At 62.2% G+C, this 23,530-nt stretch carries 20 protein-coding genes; 6 read left to right on the top strand and 14 right to left on the bottom strand.

Annotated features, from left to right (window positions below):
• Positions 1-163 precede the first annotated feature (163 nt).
• From phbB to PTE30175_RS00710, 3 genes are all read right to left on the bottom strand, one after another.
• Positions 164-907 carry an acetoacetyl-CoA reductase gene (gene phbB, locus PTE30175_RS00720; protein WP_150695133.1) on the bottom strand — a complete coding sequence of 248 codons (744 nt, stop codon included), beginning with the start codon at positions 905-907 and terminating at the stop codon, positions 164-166.
• Between the two features lie 33 nt (positions 908-940).
• Positions 941-1,444 (bottom strand): phasin family protein, encoded by a 504-nt coding sequence (locus tag PTE30175_RS00715; RefSeq protein WP_150695132.1) that lies wholly within the window; start codon positions 1,442-1,444, stop codon positions 941-943.
• 98 nt (positions 1,445-1,542) lie between these two features.
• The gene (locus PTE30175_RS00710; protein WP_150695131.1) at positions 1,543-1,737 is read right to left on the bottom strand and encodes a hypothetical protein; all 195 of its coding nucleotides are present in this window, start codon (positions 1,735-1,737) and stop codon (positions 1,543-1,545) included.
• Between the two features lie 763 nt (positions 1,738-2,500).
• Between PTE30175_RS00710 and PTE30175_RS00705 the strand changes: the two genes are divergently transcribed.
• Positions 2,501-2,869 carry a DUF2784 domain-containing protein gene (locus tag PTE30175_RS00705; protein WP_150695130.1) on the top strand — a complete coding sequence of 123 codons (369 nt, stop codon included), beginning with the start codon at positions 2,501-2,503 and terminating at the stop codon, positions 2,867-2,869.
• On the opposite strand, the gene PTE30175_RS00700 is transcribed toward PTE30175_RS00705, so the two are convergent.
• From PTE30175_RS00700 to PTE30175_RS00670, 7 genes are all read right to left on the bottom strand, one after another.
• Positions 2,866-3,831 (bottom strand): D-2-hydroxyacid dehydrogenase, encoded by a 966-nt coding sequence (locus tag PTE30175_RS00700; protein WP_150695129.1) that lies wholly within the window; start codon positions 3,829-3,831, stop codon positions 2,866-2,868. The two genes, PTE30175_RS00705 and PTE30175_RS00700, sit on opposite strands and share 4 nt — an antisense overlap.
• A 3-nt stretch (positions 3,832-3,834) precedes the next feature.
• Positions 3,835-5,838 carry a transketolase gene (tkt, locus tag PTE30175_RS00695; RefSeq protein WP_150695128.1) on the bottom strand — a complete coding sequence of 668 codons (2,004 nt, stop codon included), beginning with the start codon at positions 5,836-5,838 and terminating at the stop codon, positions 3,835-3,837.
• A 92-nt stretch (positions 5,839-5,930) separates the two neighbouring features.
• Positions 5,931-7,790 carry a TRAP transporter large permease gene (locus PTE30175_RS00690; RefSeq protein WP_150695127.1) on the bottom strand — a complete coding sequence of 620 codons (1,860 nt, stop codon included), beginning with the start codon at positions 7,788-7,790 and terminating at the stop codon, positions 5,931-5,933.
• A 4-nt stretch (positions 7,791-7,794) separates the two neighbouring features.
• A complete protein-coding gene (locus PTE30175_RS00685; protein WP_150695126.1) occupies positions 7,795-8,835 on the bottom strand; it encodes a TRAP transporter substrate-binding protein in 1,041 nt (346 codons plus the stop codon).
• Between the two features lie 177 nt (positions 8,836-9,012).
• Positions 9,013-9,777 carry an SDR family NAD(P)-dependent oxidoreductase gene (locus PTE30175_RS00680; protein WP_150695125.1) on the bottom strand — a complete coding sequence of 255 codons (765 nt, stop codon included), beginning with the start codon at positions 9,775-9,777 and terminating at the stop codon, positions 9,013-9,015.
• 63 nt (positions 9,778-9,840) lie between these two features.
• Positions 9,841-10,845, bottom strand: coding sequence for a transketolase family protein (locus tag PTE30175_RS00675; RefSeq protein WP_150695124.1), 1,005 nt, complete (start codon positions 10,843-10,845; stop codon positions 9,841-9,843).
• On the bottom strand, positions 10,842-11,687 hold the full coding sequence (locus PTE30175_RS00670; RefSeq protein WP_150695123.1) for a transketolase: 846 nt from the start codon (positions 11,685-11,687) through the stop codon (positions 10,842-10,844). Before PTE30175_RS00670 ends, PTE30175_RS00675 begins: the two co-directional genes overlap by 4 nt.
• Before the next feature lie 222 nt (positions 11,688-11,909).
• On the opposite strand from PTE30175_RS00670, the gene gcvA reads away from it, so the two are divergent.
• Positions 11,910-12,800, top strand: coding sequence for a transcriptional regulator GcvA (gene gcvA / locus PTE30175_RS00665; RefSeq protein ID WP_150695122.1), 891 nt, complete (start codon positions 11,910-11,912; stop codon positions 12,798-12,800).
• Position 12,801: 1 nt separating this feature from the next.
• Here gcvA and PTE30175_RS00660 read toward each other — a convergent pair whose 3' ends face one another.
• Genes PTE30175_RS00660 through acnA form a run of 3 tightly spaced genes read right to left on the bottom strand, consistent with a single transcriptional unit; the run spans position 12,802 to position 17,141 of the window.
• Positions 12,802-13,536 (bottom strand): ABC transporter substrate-binding protein, encoded by a 735-nt coding sequence (locus tag PTE30175_RS00660; protein WP_150695121.1) that lies wholly within the window; start codon positions 13,534-13,536, stop codon positions 12,802-12,804.
• Positions 13,537-13,575: 39 nt separating this feature from the next.
• Complete coding sequence (locus tag PTE30175_RS00655; RefSeq protein WP_150695120.1) at positions 13,576-14,469, bottom strand: GntR family transcriptional regulator; 894 nt, start codon at positions 14,467-14,469, stop codon at positions 13,576-13,578.
• Between the two features lie 47 nt (positions 14,470-14,516).
• Complete coding sequence (gene acnA, locus PTE30175_RS00650) at positions 14,517-17,141, bottom strand: aconitate hydratase AcnA (RefSeq protein ID WP_150695119.1); 2,625 nt, start codon at positions 17,139-17,141, stop codon at positions 14,517-14,519.
• A 247-nt stretch (positions 17,142-17,388) separates the two neighbouring features.
• Between acnA and PTE30175_RS00645 the strand changes: the two genes are divergently transcribed.
• From PTE30175_RS00645 to PTE30175_RS00630, 4 genes are all read left to right on the top strand, one after another.
• On the top strand, positions 17,389-18,450 hold the full coding sequence (locus PTE30175_RS00645) for a lactonase family protein (RefSeq protein WP_150695118.1): 1,062 nt from the start codon (positions 17,389-17,391) through the stop codon (positions 18,448-18,450).
• A gap of 54 nt (positions 18,451-18,504) precedes the next feature.
• Positions 18,505-19,830 carry an MFS transporter gene (locus PTE30175_RS00640; RefSeq protein ID WP_150695117.1) on the top strand — a complete coding sequence of 442 codons (1,326 nt, stop codon included), beginning with the start codon at positions 18,505-18,507 and terminating at the stop codon, positions 19,828-19,830.
• Between the two features lie 138 nt (positions 19,831-19,968).
• On the top strand, positions 19,969-20,922 hold the full coding sequence (locus PTE30175_RS00635) for an ABC transporter substrate-binding protein (protein WP_224788551.1): 954 nt from the start codon (positions 19,969-19,971) through the stop codon (positions 20,920-20,922).
• 758 nt (positions 20,923-21,680) lie between these two features.
• On the top strand, positions 21,681-21,965 hold the full coding sequence (locus tag PTE30175_RS00630) for a hypothetical protein (RefSeq protein ID WP_150695115.1): 285 nt from the start codon (positions 21,681-21,683) through the stop codon (positions 21,963-21,965).
• 334 nt (positions 21,966-22,299) lie between these two features.
• Here the strand turns inward: PTE30175_RS00630 and PTE30175_RS00620 are convergent, their stop codons facing one another.
• Positions 22,300-23,298, bottom strand: coding sequence for a dienelactone hydrolase family protein (locus PTE30175_RS00620; protein WP_150695114.1), 999 nt, complete (start codon positions 23,296-23,298; stop codon positions 22,300-22,302).
• Positions 23,299-23,530: the final 232 nt, after the last annotated feature.

Raw genomic sequence — 23,530 nt, 5'->3', positions numbered from 1 at the left:
CGGGGACGAGAATGAACGAAGCTGGCGCAGTAGCCGCCTAATCCGTGCAGGTGCTGCTGGGTCATTACACGAAGTAGACCCAGCAAATTGATGTCGGCCTGCCGCGGGCGACTGGGGGTCGACACCTGCACCAGGCCCGTCAAGGGCCGGTGCAGGCCATCAGCTACTGCAAGTGCTGACCGCCGTTGATAGCGATATTTGCGCCGGTCACGAATGCCGCATCGTCGGAGCATAGGAACGCAATGAGCGCAGCGACCTCTTCCGGCTTGCCCAACCGGCCGGCCGGTATCTGCGGAAGAATTTTCGTGTCCAGTACCTCTTGCGGCACCGCCGCGACCATCCTGGTCGCCAGGTAGCCCGGCGAGACGGTGTTCACGGTCACGCCCTTCCTGGCCACCTCGAGCGCCAGCGACTTGGTGAAGCCGTGCATACCCGCCTTGGCTGCAGCATAGTTGGTTTGCCCGAAAGCGCCTTTCGAGCCATTGACAGATGCCACATTGATGACACGCCCCCATTCACGCTCGACCATGCCCTCACACACCGGTTTGGTCATATTGAAGACCGAATCGAGATTCGTGCGGATGACTGCGTCCCAATTGACCTTGTCGAGCTTCTTGAGCGTCATGTCACGCGTAATGCCGGCGTTGTTCACCAGAATATCTATCGACCCAACCTCGGCCAGGATAGCCGCTACGCACTGGCGGCATGAATCGTAATCGGCGACGTCGACCGGGTAGGCGTGGAATTTGCGTTGTTGCGACGCTTTGCTTGCGAGCCATTCGTCCACAATGGTGTTGCCGGGTGAATGGGTCACCACCACCTGATACCCCGCGTCATGCAGCTTGACGCTGATGGCGTCACCCAGTCCACCCATGCCGCCCGTGACCAGTGCAATACGTTTTGTCATGATGTACTCCCTGAGTTCAAGGCCTTCGGTCGCTCAATTCGATTTTTTTTCCTTGTGTGCGGCCGAGGGACCATTCCGTGGCGTCGACACCAGATCGAAATTGGCCTTGGCGAGTTCAAACGATTGCTGAACCATCGCTGTCATTTGCTTGAACGCGTCCGCCATCGGCGGGCATTCGCCCGTGTATGCCATAGCATCCAGACAGTTGTCCTGCCAGGTTTTGACGGCATCGCGAAAGTCGCTGAAGGCGGCCTTCTGCAGGCTCTGCGTTTCGGCCAGGCAACCGAGGCAGAAGTTATTGAACCACGTCATTTGATCCTGCAGCAGGCTGGCCTGTAGCGGGACGAAGGTGGCCCAGTCCCTGGCGCCGGCGAGGGTCTGCACGGTTTGCTGCGTCGAGGCCGCGCGCTCGTCGGCCGCCTTCAGCGCCTGCGCACGCATGCGGTTGAGTTGCTCCAGCCAGAGATTGCCAAGACTCATGCTCAGCGTAACGTTGGCCTTTTGTAGACTCCTTACCGAGTTCGCGTCGAATGCCATGCTTCAGTCTCCTGGTTTATTGATGGCGTCACACACTGCAGTACCGGGACGATGTGTGTCCCTTTCATTCCATGCGGCTGATTGCGCCGCGCTGTAAGTCACCCGCGTTGCGCAGCCCGGCGCCATCCGCTGTCGGTAAGGACCAGGCCACCATGCCATGCGTGGGCCGCGTAGCCCCGCTTGAGCAGTTCGGTGACGACGGGCGCCGGCACGGGCGGCGGCGTGTCCGATGGCCCCAGTTCGCCCAGTATCTTGAGCGTGGCGATTGCGCTGGAGGAAAGGTCTCGGTTCATGAAGTAAGCTTGTCGACTTGATATCGATGAAATAGTTGGCATTCGAAGGATGCAGGCATGCCGCCACGCCTTCATGCGATCAGGCGAGCATCACCACGCCCCGCGGGGGCACCTCAAAATCGAAGCGGTGAAACGACGTTGGAACGAACTGAATTACTGCGGAATGGGGCGTTTGATCGCCGTAGGTTCGGGAGTCAGACCGCTGGTTCGCGCGATTGCGGGATGGGCGTCAAGATTGCCGTAGCAGAGGAAATCGAAAGCGTGCAACATGTGCTTCTCCTCAAATCCTGGGGCAAACCGTTTCGGTGGATGGAGAGCCGTCACGCAACGACCGCGCGCAACAGCGCCAACGCAAAGTGTCACCGTACGACCGCGTTTCTCCGTGACATTCACGTGAAACGACAGAGTAAGTCATTATCGTAGAGAACATCCTTACCGAACGCAAGCAACAAAAAATACGATACTGGTTGGCCCGCATTTTCTCAGCGCGTGCCTGGTGCCAACGGGCTCCCGGTGTCCAGGACGCCGTTCGGCGAAATTTTCTGCCAACGCGTTACAGCCGGGAGATGATCATCACCGGATACCCCGGCGCTCACACATGTCGTTATCCATTAATTTCAAATCGTTGTTTGATAGATGAGCGTCGATTACATCGTTGACTGCATCGTTGTGCCGAACGAATTTACAGATTTTTACAAACCACGCATTAAACGTGTACCGATTAGCTATCAGCTGTTCGTCGTTGTTTTGAATGGGGGATGGGATGACTTGGTTAGCTGACGTCGTGCTGATCGTTCATGCGCTGTTCGTCGTCGCAGTCGTCGGCGGACTGGGTTTGATCTGGCTCGGCGTGGCATGTCGGTGGCGCTGGATACGTATCGTGTGGCTGCGCGGCGCGCATCTCGCAGCGGTCGCGTTCGTCGCGCTATCCTCGCTCGTCGGCTGGGCCTGTCCGCTGACCATTTTCGAAGACAGGCTGCGCGGGCGTACACAGGTACCGGACGGCTTCATACAGCGCTGGGTCGGGCACCTGTTGTATCACGACTGGCCAACGTGGGTTTTCACGAGCCTCTATTTGGTGTTCGCAGTGCTTGTCGCACTGACATGGCGCCAGGTTCCGCCGCGTCGCTAATGCGTTGGGTCAACCAGATTGCTCGGCGTACCCCCTACGAAATTCTCGATGTTGTCTATCAACTGGTCGGCCAGTGCTTGCTGCGCTTCATCCGACGCCCACGCGACATGGGGCGTCACGATGACGTTCGGCCGTCCCGCGATGCGCATCAGCGGGTTGTCCTCGGCCGGCGGCTCTCCCGAGACCACATCGAAGCCCGCGCCGCTCACGAGGCCCTCGTCGAGCGCGCGTGCGAGATCGGCTTCATCGACGAGTCCGCCGCGCGCCGTGTTGATGATGAGAGGCCTTTGCTTCATCGCGCGGAATTCGGGCATCGCAAGCATGCCGCGTGTCTGCGGCGTGAGCGGGCTGTGCACGGTAATGACGTCGCTCGTCGCGAGCATCTCGTCCCACGGCGTATAGAGCGGCCCGAGCCCCTGCCTGCCCTTATGCGCCGCGAATATCGGCCGCATGCCGAAAACCTTCGCGATCTCTGCGACGCGCTGTCCGAGCACGCCTTCCCCTATGATGCCGAGCGTCGCGCCTGCGAGATCGTGGATCGGGTGATCGAAGAAGCAGAACTGCCCTGACTTCTGCCAGACGCCTTTGAGCACATCGTCGCGATATGCGATCAGGTTGCGGCGCAGCGCGAGCATCAGCGCGAACGTATGCTCGGGTACCGTGTTCACCGCGTAGCCGCGAATGTTCGCCACCGCGATGCCGTGACGCGCGCACGCGGCTTTGTCGACGCAATCGGTGCCGGTCGCCGCAACGGCCACGAGCTTGAGCCCCGGGCTTTGCGCGAGCACGTCCGCGGTAAGCGCGACCTTGTTCGTGATGACGATGGACGCGCCCGCTATGCGCGCGGCGACGTCTTCCGGATGCGTCTGCGCGTGCTCGGTCAGTTCGTGCGCAAAGCCGGGCGAGCGCAGCCTGATTTGGGGAGCGAGCGTGGCGCGGTCGAGGATTACGATCTTGTGCATGGCTCAGTTCTCGATAAGTTGAAGGTGGCGCTTCGCCTCAGCGACGATATGTGCGGGCGTGATGCCGAAATGTTGATAGAGCACCTCCGCAGGCCCCGACGCGCCGAAGCCCTGCATGCCGACGAAGCCGCCGCGCTCGCCGAGATAGCGGTCCCAGCCGAAGCGCACGGCGGCCTCCACCGCGACGCGCACCGTGTCCGTGCCGAGCACGGATGCGCGGTAGGCGGCATCCTGTTCGTCGAAGAGTTCGCAGCAGGGCATCGACACGACGGCCGTCGCGATGCCTTCGTCCTGCAAGCGCGCGCGCGCCGCGAGTGCAAGCGCGACTTCCGATCCGGTCGCAACGAGCGTGACGCGGCGCCTGTCGCCGTCGGCTTCCGCAAGCACATAGGCCCCTCGCTGTGAGAGGTTCTCGGCGGTGTGCGTCGTGCGCACCAGCGGCAACGCCTGGCGCGCGAAGACAAGCGCGCTCGGGCCGCTCCGATGCTCGAGCGCGAGCATCCAGCACTCGGCGGCTTCTACAGCGTCGGCGGGACGGAACACACGCATGTTCGGCATGGCGCGCAGCGACGCGAGGATCTCGACGGGCTGATGTGTCGGACCGTTCCTGCCGACGCCGATGGAGTCGTGGCTAAACACAAACTTCACCGGCAGGCCCATCAAGGCGGCCATGCGCATCGCGGGGCGTTCGTAGTCTGAAAACGCAAGATAAGTGACGGCGAGCGGGATGACGCCGCCATGCGCGGCCATGCCGTTCGCCATCGCGCCCATCAGGTGCTCGCGCACGCCGCAGTGCACATAGGCGCCGCCTCGCTCCTTCGCGGTGAATGCAGTCAGGCTGCGTTTGTGGCCGGTCGGCGCTTCGAGGTCCGCACAACCGACCATTCGTTCCGGCAGATACGGCGCGAGCAGGTCGTTGATCTCGCCGGAGATCGTGATGCCGGGCGGCGCCTCACCGGATTTGACCGCAATGACAGCGCGCTGCCGGTATGCCTCGAGCACGTCGCGCCAGCCGTCGGGCAGACGGCCCGCCTGAATGCGCTCGAACTCGACGCGCGCTTGGGCTGGCAACGCGGCCACGCGCTCGTGCCACGCGCGATACTCGCCTTCGTTGCGGCGCCCCGCGCTGCGCCATTCGTCAAGCACGTCGGCGGGCACTTCGAACGGCGCGTGCGGCCAGCCGAGTTGGGTGCGCGCGGTGTCGGCGTCTGCATCGAAAAGCTTGCCGCTATGGCCGCCGCGCTGCCCCTGCAATCGCGCAATGCCGCGTGCGATCACGGTGCGGCACGCGATCATCGAGGGACGCGGGTCCTTGCGCGCCATCGTGAGCGCCGCCGATACCGCTTCGAGATCGTGCCCGTCCACTTCGATCACATGCCAGCCCGCGACGCGAAAGCGCGCGCTCACGTCCTCGGAGATCGACAGCGACGTGCTGCCGTCATCGGTGATCTGGTTGTCGTCCCAGCAGAGGATCAGCTTGCCGAGTTGCAGATGCCCCGCGAGCGAGATCATCTCCTGGCCGATGCCTTCCTGCAGGCAGCCATCGCCGACGAACGCATACGTGTAATGATCGACGATGGCGTCGCCGAAGCGCGCGTTCAAATAGGCCTCCGCCACCGCCATGCCGAACGCGTTGGCGATGCCCTGCCCGAGCGGCCCGGTCGTCACTTCGATGCCGAGCGCCGGATCGAACTCGGGATGGCCCGCACAGTGCGAGCCCATCTCGCGAAACGATTTGAGCGCATCGAGCCCGAAGTGCGCGTAGCCTGTCAGATGCAGCAGCGCATACAGCAGCATCGAACCGTGCCCGTTCGACAGGACGAAGCGGTCGCGGTCGGGCCACTTGGGATCGGCGGGATTGAACTTCAAGTGGCGCGTGAACAGCGCAGTCGCGATTTCGGCCATGCCGAGCGGCACGCCTTGATGGCCCTCGCCTGCGCGCACGATCGCGTCGATCGCGAGGAAGCGGACGGCATCGGCGAGCGGCCGGGCCTTGTGATTTGACATGACGCATCTCTCCTGTGCCGCCCTGTCACGGGCGGCGTCTATGGCAAGCTTTGGAACAAGCGTCCCCTCGCGCGAACGGCGAGGGGCGCGAATCAATGCAGGAAGCCGGTCGAAATCCAGGGCACCGCGGCGACCACGATCAGGCCGACGATCAGCGCCGCGATATAGCCGGCGATCGGCTTCATGCCCTCGTCCGGATTGATGCGGCTCACCGCGCACGCGGAGTAGTAGCCGACGCCGAACGGCGGCGCGAACAGGCCGACGCCCATCGCGAGGATCACGACCATGGCATAGTGCACGTCGTTGATGCCCATCTGGCGGGCGATCGGAAACATCAGCGGGCCGAACAGCACGATCGCGGGAATGCCTTCGAGCACGCTACCCAGCACGATGAACGCGATGATCGATGCGGCCATGAACATCGCCGCGCCGCCCGGCAACGCGCCCATCGCGCGGGCGAGCTGGCCGGAGAAGCCCGATTGCGTGAGCGCCCATGCCATGCTCGTCGCGGCGCCGATGATCAGCAGAATCGCACCCGACAGCGCGGCAGTGTCGATCAGCATCGGCTTCAGGCGCGCCCATTCGAAGCGGCGATAGATCAGAAGGCCCGCGAGCACGGCATACACGATGCCGATCGTCGATACCTCGGTCGCCGTCGCGATGCCTTCGACCACCGCCGCGCGGATCACAAACGGCAGCGCGAGCGCCGGCACGGCGATCAGCAGCTTCTTCAGGATCTCGCCACGGGTCGCGCGGCGCACGGCCGAAAGATCGTCGCTGCGATAGCGCCACCACACAACCGCGCACAGCGTCACCGCGAGCACGATGCCCGGCAGCATGCCGCCGGTGAAGAGCGCGGAGATCGACACGCCCGTGACCGAGCCCAGGGTGATCAGCACGAGGCTCGGCGGAATCGTCTCGGTCTGCGCGCCGGTTGCCGCGAGCAGCGCAACGAGATCGCCGGGCTTCGCGCCTCGCGCCTTCATCTCGGGGAAGAGCACCGGCGCGACCGCCGCCATGTCAGCGGCCTTCGAACCGGAGATGCCCGAAACGAGATACATTGCGCCGACGAGCACATACGACAGACCGCCGCGCACGTGACCGAGCAGGCTCGCGAGAAAGGCGATCATCGCGGCGGCCATGCCGGTCATTTCGATCAACTGGCCAAGGAACACGAAGAGCGGCACCGAGAGCAGGATCAGGTGCGACATGCCCTCGTCCATGCGACCGACCACGACAACGAGCGGTGTGCTCGTCGTGAGCGCGAGATAACCGAAGGCCGCGAGGCCGAACGAGAACGCGATCGGCACGCCCGAGAGCACCGTGAGCGCCACCAGGCCGACAAAGAAGATCAGCAGGTTGACGTTGCCGAGATCGCGGAACACGGGCGCGAGCGCAACGAAGCTGCCAGCGATCGCCGCGACAAGCGCCAGCGCGGAGATCGTCAGACGCCAGTTGGCGCTCTTGATGAGCCGCAGGCACGCGACGAGCAGCATCAGCCCCGTGCCGACAGGCAGCGCCGCGGCCCGCCACGTGTTCGCGATATCAAGCGCGGGCGTCGTGATGAAGGCCTCGTCCTGCGCGAACTCCACGGCCGGTCCGATCACGAGCATGAGGAACGCGAGCGGCGCCGCGATCGCAATCACGTCGAGAAACGCGCGCACGCCTGGCGACGCCATGCCGACCAGCGCTGTCATGCGCATGTGCTCGCCGCGCCGCAATGCGACCACGGCGCCGAGCATCGCGAGCCACAGGAACAGAATGGACGCGAGTTCGTCGGACCAGACCAGCGGCGTGTGCATCACATAGCGGCTCGTCACGCCCGCCAGCAGCACGACGATTTCCGCGACCACCAGCAGTGCTGCGGGTATCTCCACAAGATGACCGAGGATGGTGTCGAGGGCACCGGCCAGGCGGCGTGGCGCCGCGTGCGAGAACGTGAACGTGGTCATGGCTTTACACCAGTTTGCCGACGTTCTTTTCGAGGAGCGCCCAGCCCTCGTTGCCGTACTTGGCTTTCCAATCGCTGTAGAAGCTCGTCTTGCGCAATGCGCTGCGGAACGCCTCGCGATCGACTTCAACGATGTTGATGCCCTTCGCCTTCAGGTCGCCGCGCAGCGATACGTTGAGCTTCGCGATGTCGGCGCGCTGCAGCATGCCGGCGGCCTCGAATTCGCGCGTGACGATCGCCCGCATGTCGGCGGGAAGTCTCTCCCATGCGCGCCGGTTGCCGAGAATCCAGTACGCGTCCCACACGTGCGAGGTCAGGCTGATCGACTTCTGCACTTCATAGAGCTTGGCCGTCGCGATGATCGGCAGCGGATTCTCCTGGCCTTCCACCACGCCCGTCTGCAGCGCCGAATAGAGTTCGTTGAAGTTGATCGGCGCGGGGCCGGCGCCGAGGGCCTTGAAGAGCGAGGTGAGCATTGGCGCCTGCGGCACGCGGATCTTGAAGCCAGTCAGGTCCTCGGGCTTCTTCACGACGCGTGTCGACGAACTGATCTGACGGAAGCCGTTGTCCCAGGCACGCGATACCGACACGATGCCCGACTTCTCGATCTGCCCGCGCACATAGGCGCCGAGGTCGCCGTCCATCGCCTTCCAGACGGCGTTGTAGTCCTGGAACGCGAAGCCCGTGTTGACGATGCCGGCAGCCGGCGCGAGCGTCGCGAGAATCGACGATGCCTGGTTGAAGAACTCCACGCCGCCACTTCTCACCTGCGAGAGCAGGTCGGTGTCGGAGCCGAGCTGGTTGGCCGGGAAGAGCTTGATGTCGAGCTTGCCGCCGGTCGCTTCGCGGATCTTGTTGAGCGCTTCCTGCGCGCGGATGTTGACAGGGTGGCTCGGGTCCTGGCCGGTCGCAAGCTTGTAGTTGAACTCGGCGGCGGACGCGCGGCGCGAAAGGCCCCACAGCGGCGCAGCAGCGGCGACGGTTGCGCCTGCCTTCAGGAACGTGCGCCGGTCGATGCCCTTCTGGGCGTTCGGACGGGTTGTCATGGTGTGCTCCTCCAATACGGGGTATCGGTGTCGTTGTCGCGCCTTGTGAAGCGCGTTATATGGCGCCTCGTGGACGCGTCATTTCCTACGATCGGCAACCCGCTCTGCGGCGCGTTTGCCTTGAACGCTTCGATCAGCCGTGTGGGCGATCGAGGCGTTCGGGTCCTGCCGCTACGCTCAACCGTGGATCAGCATGCCTCCGTTGACGTCAATGACGGCGCCGGTGATGTACGACGAAATGTCCGCCGCGAGGAACAGGAACGCACCCGCAACGTCATCGGGCACGCCGAGACGGTCGAGCGGAATGCCCGCCAGAATCTCGCCGCGCTTGTCGTCCGGGATCTTGCCCGCGTTGATGTCCGTCTGGATCAGGCCCGGCGTCACGCAATTGACGCGAATGCCGTCGCCGCCGAGTTCCCGCGCCATCGCCTTCGCGAGACCGAGCACGCCCGCCTTCGCAGCCGAATAGTGCGGCCCGCCCAGAATGCCTCCGCCGCGCTGCGCGGAAACCGACGACATGCAGCCGATTGAGCCCCCCTTCTGCTTCTTCATCTGCGGCACGACGGCTTGCGAGAGATACAGCACGCCGCGCAGGTTGACGTCGAGAATGCGGTCCCAGCTTTCCGGGTCGATGTCGAGGAGCTTCGCCGCCTGCGTGATGCCGGCGTTGTTGATGAGCACGTCGATGCTGCCGAAGTCCGCCACGACCTTTTCCACTGCGGCGTGGCACGCCTGCCGGTCGGTTACGTTGCACGCGTAGCCGCGATGCTGCGCGCCGATCGATGCCGCCGCTTCTTTCGCCTGCGCTTCGTCGAGATCGAGAATCGCCACCTTGGCGCCGTGTTTCGCGAACATGCGGGCGGTCGCCATGCCGATGCCGCGCGGAGATGCTGCGCCGGAAATGACGGCAACCTTGCCGTCGAGAAGACGCGAGTCAGACATGATAGGTTACTCCTGAGGATGGTGTGGTGTGCGTTGTTTGCAGCTTTGATTGATACGCCGGCTTCAGCCGAGCCAGCCCTTGATGGTGTCGACCATCGCGTTCGTCGAGATGCCGTAGCGGTCGTGCAGGGTCGGCAAGGCGCCCGCGTCGAGGAAGGCATCGGGCAATGCGATCTGGCGGAACGGCGGCGTGACGCCCGCCGTGAGCAGCGCCGACGCGACCGCTTCGCCGAGTCCACCGATCACCGTATGGTTCTGCGCGACCACGACGAGGCGGCCCGAGCGCTTGGCCTCGCGCAGGATCGTGGCGGTGTCGAGCGGCTTGATGGTCGGCACGTGCAGCACGCCCACGCCGACGTTGTCCGCTTCGAATGCCTTCGCCACCTCGAGCGCGCGCATCGTCATGATGCCGGTCGAGATGATGAGCACCTCGGCGCCGTCGCGCAGCAACTTGGCTTTGCCAAGCTCGAACTGGTAGTCGTATTCGTCGAGCACGACCGGCACGTTGCCGCGCAAGAGGCGCGCATACACGGGACCTTTATGGTCGGCGATAGCGGGCACCATCTGTTCGATTTCGAGCGCATCGCACGGATCGATCACCGTCATGTTCGGCATCGCGCGCATCAGCGCGAGATCTTCCGCCGCCTGGTGGCTCGGGCCGTAGCCCGTCGTGAGTCCCGGCAGCGCACAAACGATCTTCACGTCGAGGTTGTCTTCGGCGATCGCCTGATGCATGAAGTCGTACGCGCGGCGCGTCGCGAAGACGGCATACGTCGTGACGAACGGCTGCGCGCCCTCGTGCGCGAGACCCGCAGCCGCGCCCATCAACAGTTGCTCGGCCATGCCCATCTGATAGTAGCGCTCGGGGAACGCCTGAGCAAAGAGATGCAGGTCGGTGTACTTGCCGAGATCGGCGGTCATGCCGACGACGTTCTGCCGCGCGCGCGCCAGTTCGACAAGCGCATGCCCGAACGGCGCGGACCGCGTGATCTGCCCTTCGCCTGCAATGGAGGCGATCATCGCCGACGTCTTCAGACGCGGCTTCTTGCTGATGACGGCATCGTTCATGCTTGTCTCCCTGCTTCGAGTGCGGCAAGCGCGAGCTGCCATTCATGCGGATCGACGCGGATGAAGTGGTTCTTCTCGCGCGCCTCGAGGAACGGCACACCGCAGCCCATGCGCGTATCGCAGACGATCATGCGCGGCTGCGCTTGCGGATGGTTGCGCGCGTTGTCGAAGGCTGCCTTTACTGCATCGATATCGTTGCCGTCGACGCGTTGCGTGTACCAGCCGAACGCTTCCAGTTTTTCGACGAGCGGCTCAAACGCCATGATCTGCGTCGACGGACCGTCGGCCTGCTGGTTGTTCACGTCGACGATGGCGATCAGGTTGTCGAGCTTCCAGTGAGCCGCCGACATGATGCCCTCCCAGATCGCGCCTTCATCGAGTTCGCCATCGGAGAAAAGCGTGTACACGAATGCGTCCGAGCCCTTGCGCTTGAGGCCGAGGCAGCGGCCCACCGCGATCGTGAGGCCATGTCCGAGCGAGCCGCCCGACATTTCCATGCCCGGCGTGTAGCTCGCCATGCCTGACATCGGCAGGCGGCTGTCGTCGCTGCCGTAGGTTTCGAGTTCTTCGGGCGGCAGGAAGCCGGCTTCGAACAGCGCGGCATACAACGCGATCGCATAGTGGCCGTTCGACAGAAGGAAGCGGTCGCGTCCTTCCCACTCGGGATCGTCGGGCTGATAGCGCATCGCGCCGAAGTAGGCCACCGCCAGCACGTCGGCGATATCGAGAGCCTGGCCAATGTAGCCCTGCCCCTGCACCTCGCCCATCATCAGCGCATTGCGCCGGATGCGGTAGGCGCGTTCCGCGAGATGGGCGCGTTGCCCGGCTTCGCTCGTATTCACGCGTATCTCCTTCTCTTTCGGCAGACGTATCTTCCGGTCTGCCGGCATTGATTTGGGATGATGTGAAGGACCTGCCTGAAGCCCCTCCCATCGACCCTCGCCACCCCGGGAAAACCCTTGTCGCATAAGGCCGGCGAGTGATTACAGCGTATCTGCTTGAGTTCAGCCGCTCAAACGAATTAAAGTGGCTTATCGTTGAATTGAATTCATCCGGGTACTGCAATGCAACATCGTACGACGCTCAAGTCCATCCAAGCCTTCGAGGCCGCCGCCAGGCTTTCGTCATTTGCGCTTGCAGCAGAAGAGTTGTTTGTAACGCCCTCGGCGATCAGTCATCAGGTGAAGCTCCTGGAGGAGCAATTGGGCGTGCGGCTCTTTCATCGCGTACATCGCGCGGTGATCCTCACGGACACCGGCCGCAAGTACGCTGAGGAAATCAGCGCCGCGTTCGGGCGCATCGAGCGTGCGACGCGCGACATCGGCCGCGTCGCAAAGAGCGACATCCTCACCGTGCATTCGACGCCGAGCTTCGCGACCCAATGGCTCATGTCGCGTCTCGCGCGTTTTAGCGCGCTGAATCCGGATATCGACGTGCGGCTCAATGCGTCAACCGAAGCCTGCGACCTCACTACGGGCTCGGTCGATGTGGAGATCCGTTACGGCGCACGCAAGCTGCAGCCCGCGGGCACGATGGTGCTCGAGTTTCCGCCGGAAACCATCGTGCCGCTCTGCTCGCCGGCGCTGATGCGAGGCGAGCATCCGATCCGCACGGTGGCGGACTTGCAGCACCATGCGCTGATTCACAGCGAGGGGTGTCTCGTGGGATGGCGCGACTGGATGCGCCTGCATCGCAAGACCGTCATCGACATCACGCGCGGTCCGCGCTTCACGCGCTCGTTCATGGCGATCAGCGCCGCGGCCGATGGTTTAGGTGTCTGCCTGGAAAGCCTGCTGCTCGTGCGCAGGGAACTCGAAACGGGACGACTCATGGCGCCGCTTGGCGTCGAAGGGCTCAGGGTAAACGGGTATACGATGAATCTGCTGAAGTCGCGCGCGGAACTGCCGAAGCTGCGCAGTTTCCAGGACTGGATCTTTGCCGAGCTCAACAAGTAAATCAAGCGCTCGGCGCGACCGAGGCGCCGACGATCCCATGCCGCTGCAGCGAGAGCGCAACGAAGCCCGACGCCTTCATCTCTTCAACGAACACGTTAAGCGCAACGGCTGCGGCGCTACCGCGGCGCTTCGGGGTGCCCATCGCCTGCTGGATCACCATGAACCGTTCGTCGAGCAACCGAAGTCCCGGCGTCTTGTTCGCGTCTGCTTCGAGTTGCTGCTTCACACCCGCAGCGACTTCCAGGTTCTGTTCGAGGAATGTCTGCACGACCGTCGGTGAAGTAGGCGCGCGAACGATCTGCGCCGCCTTGAGTTCGCGCGTGAGAAACAGGTCGTATGCACTGCCCTTGCCTACGGCAACGCGGTGATGCGCCTGATCCACATCCTGATTCGATTTGATCGGCGAATCGTTACGGACGAGATAGTAGCCTTCGATCAGTACATATGGCGCCGTGAACGCAATCGTCTCTGCGCGCAATGGATCGACCGCAAAGAAGCCGAAATCAGCGCGCTCCTCACTCACTGCCTGGACTGATTTGCCCGCTGCGTCGAAGACCATTAGTTCCAGTTCGACGTTCAGCCTTTCAGCGAACGCTCGCGCAAGGTCGACCGACACGCCGAACGGCTCACCGGACACGGCATCCTTGTTGGCGAGAATGGGGTTGCCGAGATTGATCGACGCGCGCAACTTGCCAGTGGGCGTGAACGCGGTGACAACAGACTGATCGATGTTCATGGACGCTCTCGTTGCGACCGCGTCTTTTGGCGTGCGGTCTTAAGGTTCAAGAATTTTGCTGATGCGGGACAGTGCGTCGAGCGTGTGCAGCAAGTGCTCGCGCATTGCTTCGGCCGCTTTTTCGTTTTGCTCGCGTTCGAGCAGTTCGAGTAAGTGCAAATGTTGCTTCGCGTGTTCGGCGTAACGTTCGCGGTCCTGCATCGAGCGGTACGACAGCAGGCGGCGCACGCGGTTGACCCGCCTGATCGTATCGATGAAGAAGCTGTTGCCCGATGCCTCGACCAGTGACTCATGAAACCGGACGCCGCGCTCGTGCAACTGGTCCGCGGTATCTGTTTCGATGCCGCCCGCGAGCAGGTGCTTTTCAACTTCGCGACACCGTTCCAGCACCTTGCGCTCGAGCCGGTATCCAGGCTCCAGCAGCGCCGCCGGTTCGAGCGCAAGACGCAGCCGGTATGACTTCAACAGGCTGTCGGGCGTAGTCAGCATCGGAGAGAACTGCCAGCCGTAACCCGGCTTGCGCTCGGCCCACCCCTCCTGGGCGATGCGGCCGAGCACGGCAGTCAGCTGCGCGCTGGTCAAACCGTAACGGTTGCGGATCAACTGCTCGGAGAACTCGGCAGGCAGCTCCCCTTTCAGGCGGTCTTCAGCGATCTGGAAATACACGCTCGTCACGGGATCGGTTTCGGCCAGGCCCAACGCTCCCACAACATCCGAAAGCGGTGCGACAACAGGTGTTGCGACAAAGAATCCCCGATTCCTTTCCCGGGTCACAATGCCTTTCTCATGCAGAAGCGCTAGCGCCTCATTGACGGGCGAACGGGAAACACGCAGGCGGTCCGCGAGCATTTGCGCGGGCAGATGCGCGCCGACGTCCAATCCTTCCGTCTTGATCAGTTCAACAATCTGGGTTGCGATGGATCTGTCGTTCATTTAAGTCTTGCCTTCTGCCTTCCGCGTAGCGCGGCAGCGGCTATGTCTCAAGCCCCCTGCGTCGCCAAACTTTTCTGCAATATCAACGGGATGACGCCGCCCGAACGCAACAGCGTGCATTCGAGCCGGGTTTCAACCGCCGCCGTCGCTTCGATGGGTTGCGCGCTCCCGTTCGCACGGACGATACGCACGGACACCTTGCAACGAGGTGACAGCATATCAGGCGATGCGTCGACCTCGAGCTTATCACCCGGCCGAAGGTCGAGCGAGTCCGGGTTCGTGCCGGGCGCAAAGCGAAGCGGGAGGATACCCATGCCAATCAGGTTCGAGCGATGAATGCGTTCGAAGCTGACGGCCAACACTGCGCGAATGCCGAGAAGCCGCTGGCCCTTGGCTGCCCAGTCGCGCGACGAACCCGTGCCGTAGCGCTCACCCGCGACGAGCACGACGGAATCGCCGTCATGCTGGTAGCGCTGAGCGGCCTCAAAAATCGGCATCACGTCGCCGCTCGGTATATGTAGCGTGTGTGCGACGGGCATGCCGGGGCGCAAGCGGTTGACCAGCGTTCTGTTGTAGAAGGCTGCCCTTAACATCACTTCCCAGTTGCCGCGCCGTGATGCGAAGACGTTGAGGTCGTCACGATCGTCGCCTCGCGAGACGAGGAAGTCTGCGACGTAGCTGTCCTTCGGTATCGCGCTGGCGGGCGAGATGTGATCCGTCGTCACATCATCGCCGAGCACCAGCAGCGGATAGGCGCTGTACTTGCCGAGCTGGCTGCCCTGTGTCGCGGCGGCGAACGGCGGCCGGCGCAAGGCAGTCGACGCCGGGTTCCAGGGGAACTGCGCGCTGTCGGGCGCATCGAGATCGTGCCATGCCGGATTTTTGCTGGCGAGCGCGAATGCGCGCGGAAAGTCACGCGGATCGGCAGCTGCGGCCACGAGTTCGGTCACTTCTTCACGCGTGGGCCAGAGATCATGCAGAAACACGGGCTCGCCGCCGGACGCATGCTGGATCGGCTCGTGGCTCAGGTCGATCCGGGCATCGCCAGCGAGCGCGAAGGCGATCACGAGCGGTGGCGACATGATGAACCCGAGGTCGAGATCCGGATGAATACGACCCGGAAAATTGCGGTTACCGGACAGCATTGCCACGGGATAGATTCGCCTGTCGGCCATCGCCTCGCGAACCGGCTGGGTCAAAGGTCCCGAGTTGCCTATGCAGGTCGTGCAGCCATATCCGACGATGTCGAATCCCACTGCCGACAGATCGTCGATCAGATTGGCCCGTTCGAGGTAAGCGGCGGCGGCAGGCGAGCCAGGGCCGAGAGACGTCTTGATCCACGACGGCACCTTCAGACCCCGTGCGCGTGCCTTGCGCGCCAGCAGGCCGGCGGCGATCAGCAGCGCCGGATCGGACGTGTTCGTGCAGCTCGTGATCGCGGCAATCGCGACCGGGTGCTTCGGCATGAACGGATGAGGCTGGACCGGGTGGAAGTCGAGTTTCGCGAGCTCGGCGGACGTCTGCGAGTAGTCGAGCAGGTCCTGCGGCCGACGCGGACCGGCAATGTGCATCCCGATGTTGGCCAGGTCGATGTCGATCGTGCGCGTGTAGCGTGGCTCGGCGTGCGGATCGAACCACACGCCGGCCTGTCGCGAGAACGCTTCGACGAGCCGGACTGATGGCGCCGGACGGTTCGTCGCGCGCAGATAGTCGAGCGTGTGATGATCGACCGGGAAGAAGCCGGTCGATGCGCCATACTCCGGTGCCATGTTAGCGACGACGGCCCGATCACCGGCAGTGAGCGTCGCCACCCCGGGACCGAAATACTCGACAAACTCTCCTGAGACGCCAATTGCACGAAGCCGCTGTGTGATTGTCAGCGCGAGGTCGGTGGCGAGCACGCCCGGCCGCATCGCCCCCGTCAATCGCACGCCGATCACATCGGGGATGCGCTGCATCACCGGCATGCCGAACATCACCGTCTGCGCTTCGAGCCCTCCCACCCCCCAGCCGAGCACGCCGATGCCGTTGATCATCGGCGTATGACTGTCCGTGCCGATCAGCGTATCCGGTACCGCCCACGATTCGCCATTGCGCTCGACCGTCGTCACGACGGTGGCCAGCTGTTCGAGGTTGATCGTATGCATGATCCCCGTGCCCGGCGGATGAATCCGCACCCCCTTCAGCGCCTTCGAGGCCCAGCGCAGGAACCGGTAGCGCTCCGCGTTGCGGCGTAGTTCGAGCTTCAGGTTCAACGCCGCCGCATCCCGTTGCGCGAAGTATTCGACCGCCAGCGAATGATCGACCGATGAATCGACAGGCAGCACCGGACCCAGCGACGCGGGATCCGCGCCGGCTTCCGCCAACGCGTCTCGCATGCCGGCGATATCGACCAGCGCGGGCGTGCTCGTGGTGTCGTGCATCAGCACGCGGTTGGGCTGGAACGCAATCTCGGCTTCGCTGGTCGCGCGCACCTTCCACGCGAGGATGCCTTCCACGGCTTGCTGCCGTTCTTCACCTTCCGTGTTCCGGATGACGTTTTCCAGCAGCAGTCGCAATACGACGGGCAACTCGCGCAGCGTGTCGCCGAACAGGCCGGGCAGATCGACATAGCGATACGACGCGCCATCGACCACCAACCGGGCTTCCGTGGGGGAGTAAGTATTTTCCATGACTGCATTTTTGCATATTAACATGTCAAAATGCAATCTAGCACAAACCCCAAATACACCAATTCGGAGACATCCCGTGAGGAAAACTGACCGTGACTGGCGCAAAGCGGACCCGGACCGCGCTCGACGACGCATCGTTCAAGGGACTGCGGCGCTGGGCGCGCTGGCCGCGATCGCGCCTGTCACGCGGTCGGTTTTCGCGCGTGAACCGGCGTTGCGCCAGACAGATTTCAAAGGAAGGAAGCCCATGTTTGCTTATGTCGGATCGCGGACTACCCGCGAACGGAATGCCCACGGCGACGGTATCAGCGTCTATCAGGTCGACACCGGAACGGGCGCGCTTGAACGCGTCCAGCTCGTGGAGGACCTCGTCAATCCATCGTTCCTCGCGCTGAGCGGCAACGGCGAACGCCTTTACACCGTGCATGGCGACATGAGCGACATCAGTGCATTCAAGGTGGACAAGGCGTCGGGCAAGCTCACTTTCATGAACCGGCAAAGCACGCAGGGCAAGAATCCGGTCCACCTTGCGATTGATCCATCGGGCCGCTACATCGTCGTGTCAAACCACATCGGCGCGAGCCTTGCGGTCCTGCCGATCGCGGCGGACGGGTCGCTTCAGGAACTGACCCAACTGGTTCACCTCGAAGGCCCGATCGGTCCGCATCGTATCGAGCAGAAGCAGGCCAAGCCGCACTTCAATCCCTTCGACCCGACCGGCAGGTTCGTCATCGTTCCGGACAAGGGTCTGGATCGCGTTTTCACGTTCCGCTTCAAGGACGGGCAACTCTCCCCCGCCAACCCTGCGTTCACTGTGTCGCGCGAGACGGCCGGTCCGCGTCATGTCGCCTTTCATCCGAACGGCGCCTATGCGTACGTCGTCAACGAACTTGACTCGACGGTGACGACCTACCGCTATTCGTCGGATAGCGGCGCTTTGACGCCAGTACAGATCGTGTCGTCGTTGCCCGATACCTACACGGGCAACAGTCGCGCATCGGAAATCGAGGTCGACCGCACAGGCCGCTTCGTCTATGCGTCGAATCGCGGCTACGACAGCATCGCCGTTTTCCGCATCGACCAGGCGACCGGACACCTGAGCTTCATCAACGCTGAACCAACGCTGGGACGCACGCCGCGTTTCATGACCTGCACCCCGGACGGTCGCTTCATGTACGCGCTGAACGAAGATAGCGACAGCATCGTCGCGTTCTCCGTCCATCCGAGCACGGGACAACTGAAGCCGACCGGATTTTCCGTCGAATCGGGCAGCCCCGTGTGCATGGTGTTCTCGCAACACCAGGCCTAGTCCGCAATATCGAATTCAGAGGCATCTGGCGGGCTTGCCTGCCGGTGAAGACATATGCAAGTTATCACCCCAATCGACGAACGGGCGCTTGTGCGCAAGATCGCCTGGCGCATCATTCCGTTCGTTTTTATCCTTTACATCATTTCGTACCTCGACCGCGCGAACATCGGCTACGCGGCGTTGCAGATGAACAAGGCGCTGGCGCTCAGCAGCGAAGCATTCGGCTTTGCCTCAGGTATTTTCTTCATCGGCTACTTCCTGTTCGAAGTGCCCAGCAACGTCATGCTGAACAAATACGGCGCCCGCGTATGGATTGCCCGCATTCTCGTGACGTGGGGCGTCGTCGCAGTGATTTCGGCATTCGTGCAGAACGCGACGCAACTTTACGTACTGCGCTTTCTGCTGGGGGTCGCCGAGGCGGGGTTCTTTCCAGGCATCATTGTCTACCTGACGTACTGGTTCCGTGCAAAAGAACTCGCGACAACGGTCGCGCTCTTCACGGCGGCGATTCCCGTCTCGTACATCATCGGCGCGCCGCTGAGCACCTGGATCATGGATAACGTCCACTGGTTCGGATGGAGCGGCTGGCGCTGGATGCTGGTGCTCGAAGGTGGGCCCGCGTTGATCGGCGGATTGATGTGCTTCATCTATCTGACGGACCGCCCATCGGACGCGAAGTGGCTCAAGCCCGAAGAGCGAGACTGGTTGCAGGGTGAACTGGAAAACGACAAGAAAGCGAGGCCGAATGCGCAGCATTTCGGTTCGATCAAGGCGATGACCAACCCGAAAGTGCTGTATCTGTCGTTTATCTATTTCGTGTATCAGTGCGGCAGTCTCGGCGTCGGTTACTGGATGCCGCAGATCATCCGGGGTTTCTCGAAGACCCTGAGTCATACCCAGGTCGGACTCATCGCGATGGTGCCGTATGTGCTTGCCACGATTGTGATGGTGCTCTGGTCGCGCAGTTCGGATCGCCATAACGAGCGACGTCTGCACTCGGCGATTCCGCTGGCTGTGGCCGCGCTGGCACTGCTCGGCGCCGGGCTCACGACGAATCCGTACGTGTCGATCGCGATGATCAGCCTGAGTCTCGCTGGACTTTACGCATTCAAGTCGCCGTTCTGGGCGCTGCCGACGCTGTTTCTTACGCGCTCAACGGCAGCTGTATCGATTGCGGTCATCAATTCAGTGGGCAATCTGGGGGGCTTCGTCGGACCGTTCGCAATCGGATACATCAAGGGCTCAGGCGCCAGCGCAACACCGGGGCTGCTGTTCCTGGCCGGATTGCTTGTCGTGTCGTTCCTGATGACACTCTTCATCCGCGTCACAGCGCAGCGCGCATCGGATACCACTGCGGCCGTTGCAAATCAGGGTCATTAGCATTCGTCGGCGCGGGACATTTGAGGCGCGCAAACCGTTATCGCATGAACCGTTGGATCTTCCAGAGAGGCATCTATGTCAAGACTACCGAAACCGTTTACATTCTGCGTCGCGATTGCGCTTGCGAGCGTCGTTAACATGTCACCCGTGCAGGCCGATGACACGCAAACGATTTCCATCATGGTTGGCGGCATTTCGAAGTTCATCTACCTGCCCGTCAAGTTGGCGGATCAACTGGGGTATTTCAAGGACGAGAAGCTCCACTTCGAGCTGCTTTCCCAGCCCTCCGGCGTCGACGCCGAGAACGAACTCCTTGCGGGAGCAGTGCAAGCCGTGGCCGGCGCCTACGACCATACGATCGACCTGCAGAGCAAGGGCAAGGAGGTTCAGTCGATCGCAACGTTCCTTCAGGTTCCCGGCGAGGTTGAGGTCGTCGCAAAGGGGTCTCTCATGAAGAGCATGGCGGACGCGACGGGCAAGACGTTCGGGGTGACGGGCCTGGGATCGTCGACCGACTTCCTGACACGGTACATCGCGCTGAAAAGCGGCGTCACATCCCGCCAATATTCGACACTGCCGGTCGGCGCCGACAATTCATTCATTGCCGCCGTTGCGCAGCATCGGATAGATGCGGGCATGACCACGGAGCCCACGGTCTCGCGACTTCTTGAAACGGGAGATGCTTCAGTGCTGGTCGATATGCGGACGGTCGAAGGAACAAAAAAGGCGCTAGGCGGTATCTATCCGTTCACAGGCCTGTATGTGGATGCGCGCTGGCTGGCTCGGCACAAGACACAGGCAGCTGGCTTGGCGCGAGCGATTGCCCGCACCATGGCCTACATTCACACGCACTCCGCCGAGGACATCGCAGACAAAATGCCGAAGGACTATTACGGGGGAAACAAAGCCCTCTACGTGCAAGCGCTAAAGGCGACCATGTCGATGTATACACCCGATGGAAGAATGCCTGCGGGCGGACCTGAAAACGTACTTAACGTTCTGTCGACGATCAATCCGGCCATCAAGGGCAAGCAGATCGACCTGAGTAGAACCTACACGAACGAATTTATTGTGGCTACCAAGGCGCCATGACTGCTCGGTGACGAGGCACTGCGACAGGTGATTTTGCCTCGTAGACGTTTCCTTCACCGCTACCTTTATACCGGAGGTATACCGCCTGGGACCTTCAATACGTTGGACACCTGGACGGGTACCGCGAATTGGAAAACGAACGGCGGCTCCGAGCTCGAAGGCGGTCATAACTCTCAATAGCGCGATCGGCTGATTCGGGCCGCTATGCAAAGCTTTACTTAGCGACCCGTTGCCGTCGTTCGACCCCGCGCAACCACGGCGACAGCTTCCAGCTGCAGAGCCGCCGCCTGAGCGACCAAAAAATGGTACGGACGAGTGACCCTTCATGGCCGATAGCAGCAACTCTGGCGTCAGTCAGCAAAGCAGTTATTCAACAATCTAACGGCCTTCTCCCAATCCCCGACTCGGACAACTCTGAAAAGCATGTAAAACCGTAAAATTCGGGTTGTGCAAGGCGTGCGGCGCTCGTAAGCTCTTCCTTGTCGCGGCAGACAACCGCGACTCGGGAGTGAGATCCTGATGTGAATCTAGTCGGTGCACGGCCGCGATGTTTGCGGCCGAACGCGCCACGCACATGCATACACCCTCATCACAACGGGTGGGCTCAGACCGGGTGACCTTCGGGTCAACCGTCAATGACTATTCACGCGGTATCTCACCCCGGTTTGTAGCCCGCCCACCCGTCGTTATCGAGGTCTCCTCTTCGCTGGCAGCGCCAGGGCGGGCGCTTTTTTACCGCGCAGCAAGGAGGCTGACTAATGTCTGAAGTCCAGGGTCAACTCTCCCCCGAAGAAGACGAAGCAATCACCAAAGCATTGAAGTACGGAGACGCGGAATCACTGCGACTCAATGAGTTGACGAGCCGAATCGTGGCGCTATCCGCGATCGGCAGCCAGGGCACGATCTCTTCACTAGACGAGAATTTCATCAGCGCGTTCTTTGAGCAGATGGAAGAACTCGCGACGGAAGCCTACGCACTCGCCGAGAAGATCGGCCGGCAACGCAGTGCAGCCAGGACTGGTGTCGCACAGCCATCGGTATAGAAGCAAGTAGCAGTAAGTAGCCAATTTCGCCGGACTGCGATCGCCGTCCGGCATTTCGCTATTTCAGCAGCGTCAGTCCCAATACCTCAGCGTGATGAGGGCTTACCCAGGGATGCGACGAGCGCCGACGTCGTCTGATTCTCGTCAAGGCAGTCAAACATCCTGACGCGGTCCTCGGCGAGTACCGGCATCCCGTCCCCGGCAATTTTTTCGGCATGGTCACGATCGCGATGCTGCTGCCCTCGTCGGTCTCCTTAACGGTAAGCTGCACGCCGGTTGAAACAGCAGACGGGTGAGAATCTTGCCCGTGACCGGCGTGCGGACAGTGGCGACATCAGTGCGGCTTGCTACCGGTCGCGGCAAGGAGTTCCTTTACCGCCGTCCGAGCGCTTGCGGACACGTCCTGTTTAAAGGCCAAGGTCAGACCACGCGCGACGCATGCGTCGTCATAGGAAAAAAGCTTGCTTGTTGCCGCGTTCACGATCTCCCCATGAGCCGCCTCCTGCAATCGGCAGTTCCGTGTCGTCTGCGCTTGCGGCAGTTTTATCGGCGTCGCAAACGCCTTGCTGTCAAACCCATGAGAGGCCCCGGGGTATTCGGTCAACTCGATATTCTTTCCGTTCACCCGCAGGCGATTGACATACTCCCGGCACGCTGCAACCGGAATGTAGTCGTCCGCACTGCCGTAGAAAATCCGGACCGGCTTCGCCGAGATATCCTCGTCCTGCCGATATCCTGTGTTGCAAGGCGGATAGAAGGCCACGTAGGCGGAGAACTCGCGGCCGGAGGCCGGGCCATGCATCCGCTGGAACCGCTTCAGGCTCGCATAGAGCGCGGCGTGGCCGCCCCAGGACAGACCCATCAGCATTATCCTTTCCGGGTCGATGCGAGGGTGTTTCTGCAGCGTTTCCAGCGCACGGTAGGCGTCCTCTATCTGCACGAGGCGTCCTAGCTTGGACATATCGTTGATGGTGCTGACGATGCCGCGACCGGCATAGCTATCGACGACGAAGGTGGCGACCCCCATGGCAAGCAAGTCCTGCTCCCAATCCGTCACCGTGCTTGTAATGCCTGCTGTACCGTGCAACAAAACGACAACCGGGAATCGCTCCGTGCCTGCACGCGGCAGCCGCAGTTCACCTGCAATGGTGACAGGCTTGCCCGGCCTGTCATCCAGAAATTCCTCGTCGGTCAGGGTACTTGATTGGAACGGAATGACCTCCGTGCGCGCGACCTGCGCATGCCCGACACATGACAGGCTGGTGACGAAGACGAAAAACGCCGCGGGAATGGCATGACGGAAATATGCACTGCAACTTTCGCGCGTAAGCATGGCTAGCTCCTTATCCATCACGCGTTATTGGGCGACGCAATGCGGACAGGATAGTCGATGCTCAGGGAATTGCCACCCGGCGCTTCCCCCAGCGTCTCCAAAAGGAATTCGGCGAAGACCGCTATTGCGGGCGGCACCGGCGGGCGGCTCTCGCACATGAGCTGCCCTTCGAGTTGGTCCCGATCGCGCAAACGGCCGCCTCAAAACGGGCCCTCAGGCGGCAAACGTTACG

Source organism: Pandoraea terrae (assembly GCF_902459695.1).
GTDB lineage: Bacteria > Pseudomonadota > Gammaproteobacteria > Burkholderiales > Burkholderiaceae > Pandoraea > Pandoraea terrae.
The sequence above is the reverse complement of the archived record's forward strand: the minus strand, read 5'-3'. Positions and strand labels throughout refer to the sequence as shown.